The 3,141-nt window shown below is 48.9% G+C and carries 2 rRNA genes; both read left to right on the top strand.

Annotated features, from left to right (window positions below):
- Positions 1–54: 54 nt before the first annotated feature.
- A 23S ribosomal RNA gene (locus ACOEN1_RS13240) occupies positions 55–2,989 on the top strand.
- A 37-nt stretch (positions 2,990–3,026) separates the two neighbouring features.
- Positions 3,027–3,141, top strand: a 5S ribosomal RNA gene (gene rrf / locus ACOEN1_RS13245); the annotation flags it as partial.

Below are 3,141 nucleotides of genomic sequence, written 5' to 3' on the forward strand. Positions count from 1 at the left end.
ACTGAACATTGAAAACTACAAATAAGAACATTCAAAAACAATAAACATGAAAAAGGTCAAGTTATTAAGAGCATAGGGCGAATGCCTTGGCACCAAGAGCCGATGAAGGACGGGATAAGCACCGATATGCTTCGGGGAGTCGCAAATAGACACTGATCCGGAGATTTCCGAATGGGGAAACCCACTTGAGCAACCCTCAAGTACTCATAACCCAATAAAATAAGTTATGAGAGGAAGACCAGGGGAACTGAAACATCTAAGTACCCTGAGGAAGAGAAAGAAAATATTCGATTTCCTAAGTAGCGGCGAGCGAACGGGAAAGAGCCCAAACCATACTTGTATGGGGTTGAGGACATGGTAAAGGATGTGCAATTGTGTAGTCGAAGAGAGCTGGGAAGCTTCACGATACGAGGTGATAGTCCTGTAGACGAAACGCAAAAGCACCAGGCCATGATCCAGAGTACCACGGGACACGAGAAATCCCGTGGGAAGCAGGGAGGACCACCTCCCAAGGCTAAATACTACTTGGTGACCGATAGAGAACAGTACCGTGAGGGAAAGGCGAAAAGAACCCCGGGAGGGGAGTGAAATAGAACCTGAAACCCTATGCTTACAAGCAGTGGAAGCACGTTAAAAGTGTGACCGCGTACTTTTTGTAGAACGGGCCAGCGAGTTATGATAGGCAGCAAGGTTAAGTGATTAAGTCATGGAGCCGTAGGGAAACCGAGTCTTAATAGGGCGATAAGTTGTCTGTCATAGACCCGAAACCGAGTGACCTATCCATGGGCAGAGTGAAGTTTCAGTAAAATGAAATGGAGGCTCGAACCCGGTAGCGTTTAAAAGCTATGGGATGACCTGTGGATAGGGGTGAAAAGCCAATCGAACTCGGAGATAGCTGGTTCTCCTCGAAATAGCTTTAGGGCTAGCCTCAAGGAAGAGTGAGATGGAGGTAGAGCACTGAATGGTCAAGGGGCACATAGTGTTACCAAAACCTATCAAACTCCGAATGCCATACTCATATACTTGGGAGTCAGACTGTGGGGGATAAGCTTCATAGTCGAAAGGGAAACAGCCCAGATCACCAGCTAAGGTCCCAAAATTCGAATTAAGTGGTAAAGGATGTGAGGTTACACAGACAACCAGGATGTTGGCTTAGAAGCAGCCATACATTTAAAGAGTGCGTAATAGCTCACTGGTCAAGTGACCTTGCGCCGAAAATTTCCGGGGCTTAAATTCGATACCGAAGCTGTGGGATTGCATTAATGCAATCGGTAGAGGAGCATTGTGTAAGGGACGAAGGTGTACCGAAAGGAGCGCTGGACATTACACAAGAGAGAATGCTGGCATAAGTAGCGAAAGGTGAGTGAGAATCTCACCCGTCGAAAACCCAAGGTTTCCTGAGGAAGGCTCGTCCACTCAGGGTAAGTCGGGACCTAAGCCCAGGCTGAAAAGCGTAGGCGATGGACAACAGGTTATAATTCCTGTACTAGTGATAATCGTTTGAGAGATGTGGGGACGCAGAAGGATATGTAGAGCGTGCGGTTGGAAGAGCACGTCCAAGTATGTAGGGAGAGAAGACAGGCAAATCCGTTTTCTTGTTAATTCCGAGGTACGATGGGGATCGAAAAACAAGTAGAGAAGCTACAGACTCCACGCTGCCAAGAAAAGCCACTATCGAGATTAAAACTACCCGTACCGCAAACCGACACAGGTAGGTGAGGAGAGAATCCTAAGACGAGCGGAAGAACCTTTGTTAAGGAACTCGGCAAAATAGCCCCGTAACTTCGGGAGAAGGGGTGCCAGCCGGTGTGGACATTTTTACAATGAGAAGCATCAGCTGGCCGCAGTGAATAGGCCCAAGCGACTGTTTACCAAAAACACAAGTCTCTGCTAAGTCGAAAGACGAAGTATAGGGGCTGACACCTGCCCGGTGCTGGAAGGTTAAGGGGAATGCTTAGCAGTAATGCGAAGGTATGAACTTAAGCCCCAGTAAACGGCGGCCGTAACTATAACGGTCCTAAGGTAGCGAAATTCCTTGTCGGGTAAGTTCCGACCCGCACGAAAGGTGTAACGATTTGGGCACTGTCTCAACAAAGGATCCGGTGAAATTGTAGTATACGTGAAGATGCGTATTACCCGCGACAGGACGGAAAGACCCCGTGGAGCTTTACTGCAGGCTGACATTGGATTTTGGCATTGCATGTACAGGATAGGTGGGAGACTAGGAAGCAAGTGCGCCAGTATTTGTGGAGTCGCCCTTTGGATACCACTCTTGTGATGCTGGAATTCTAACCTGGTACCGTGAAACCGGTATGGGGACACTGTCAGTTGGGCAGTTTGACTGGGGCGGTCGCCTCCTAAAGAGTAACGGAGGCGCTCAAAGGTTTCCTCAGCACGGTCGGAAATCGTGCGAAGAGTGTAAAGGCAGAAGGAAGCTTGACTGCGACACCTACAAGTGGAGCAGGAACGAAAGTTGGACTTAGTGATCCGGTGGTACCGCGTGGAAGGGCCATCGCTCAACGGATAAAAGCTACCCCGGGGATAACAGGCTTATCTCCCCCAAGAGTTCACATCGACGGGGAGGTTTGGCACCTCGATGTCGGCTCGTCTCATCCTGGGGCTGAAGTAGGTCCCAAGGGTTGGGCTGTTCGCCCATTAAAGAGGCACGCGAGCTGGGTTCAGAACGTCGTGAGACAGTTCGGTCCCTATCCGTCGTGGGCGCAAGAAATTTGAGAGGAGCTGTCCTTAGTACGAGAGGACCGGGATGGACAAACCGCTGGTGTATCAGTTGTCGTGCCAACGGCATAGCTGAGTAGCTAAGTTTGGAAGGGATAAGTGCTGAAGGCATCTAAGCACGAAGCCCCCCTCAAGATGAGATTTCTCTTCGAAAGAGTAAGACACCAGAAAGACGATCTGGTAGATAGGTCTCAGGTGAAAGAGTAGTAATACTTGAAGCTAAGAGATACTAATATGTCGAGGACTTGACCTAAAAGTTTATTGTAGATGAATGTGATTTGTAGTTTTCGTCTGGTGACGATAGCAAGAGGGAGACACCTGTACCCATACCGAACACAGAAGTTAAGCCTCTTAACGCCGATGGTACTTGGTTGGAAACGATCTGGGAGAGTAGGAAGTTGCCAG

Origin of the sequence: Gudongella sp. DL1XJH-153 (assembly GCF_049310905.1) — a bacterium.
Classification (GTDB): Bacteria; Bacillota; Clostridia; order Tissierellales; family Tissierellaceae; genus Gudongella.